Below are 1215 nucleotides of genomic sequence, written 5' to 3' on the forward strand. Positions count from 1 at the left end.
GCTGGGCCTCGCCGGTCCGCGCGAGCGGCTGGCCGGGCTGACCCGCGCGGTGCTCGCGCAGCTGGCCGCGCTGCACTCGCCGGACGACCTGGAGCTGGTCCTGATCAGCGCCGACCGCGCCCGGCCGGTGGCGCAGCGCACGGCGGAGTGGGCGTGGCTGGGCTGGCTGCCGCACGTCCGGCCGGGCCACGGCCAGGACTGCCGCCTGCTGCTGGCCTACGACCCCGAGCAGGCGGCGGCCCGCGCCGAGGAGCTGCTGCGGCGCCTGGCGGACCTGTCGCAGGCACCCGCCCCGCGGCCCTGGGCGGACGGCACGGTCCCCGTCCAGCGCTCCGCCCGCCGCCCCTCCCGGACGGCGGAGGGCGAACGGGGCGGCGGGGCGGGCGGCTTCACCGGCCCGCGCACGGTGGTCGTGGTGGACGGCGACCCCGGCGGCCCCGAGGTGCGCGAGGCGGTGGCCCGGCTGGCGCTGGAGGGCCCGCGGGCCGGGATACACGTCGTGTGCCTCGCCGAGACGGCGGCGGCCTCGCCCGCGTCCCCGGTGACGGAGACCTACGAGGCGGCGTGCGCGGCCTCGCCGACGTTCCGGGAGTGCGGGGCGGTGGCGCTGCTCAGCGGTGACGTGGCGACGGCGCTGCGGCTGCTGCGCGTGGCCCGGGGCGGCGTCGCGACGGGCGCGGACCCCGGCCCCGACCGTGTGCCCGACGGCCCGGTCGGGCACGGCACCGTCGCGACCGTGGACGCGGTCTCGCCGGCCTGGGCGGAGCGTTTCGCGCGGGCGCTGGCCCCGCTGCGCACCGAGACGGGCACCGGGGAGCGGCACACGCGGCTGTCGGTGCCCCTGCCGCAGGCGGCCCGGCTGCTCGACGAGCTGGGGCTGGCGCGCGCCACCCCGGCCTCCCTGATGGCGCGCTGGGCGGACGCCGCCGACGATCCCCGCAGCGTCGGCGGGCGGGCCTGCGCCGTGCTCGGCGCCGGGGCGCGCGGACCGGTCGGCGCCGACCTCGGCACCGAGGGCCCGCATCTGCTGATCGAGGGGCCGCCCGGCAGCGGGCGCACCGAGCTGCTGCGCGCGGTCGTCGCCTCGCTGGCCGCGGCCGAGCGCCCGGACCGGCTGGGCATCGTGCTGATCGACGGCGGGGACGGCACCGCGGCGGGCGCCGGCGAGGGACTGCGCGTCTGCACGGACGTACCGCACGTCACCACGCATCTGGC

General features: G+C 81.0%; 1 protein-coding gene. It reads left to right on the plus strand.

All coding sequences use genetic code 11. The annotated features are described in order from the left end of the window. On the plus strand, window positions 1-1215 hold a 1215-nt coding region (locus tag SZN_RS37135), incomplete at both ends, for an FtsK/SpoIIIE domain-containing protein (protein ID WP_043735566.1).

The sequence above is a fragment of the Streptomyces zinciresistens K42 genome (genome assembly GCF_000225525.1).
Classification (GTDB): domain Bacteria; phylum Actinomycetota; class Actinomycetes; order Streptomycetales; family Streptomycetaceae; genus Streptomyces; species Streptomyces zinciresistens.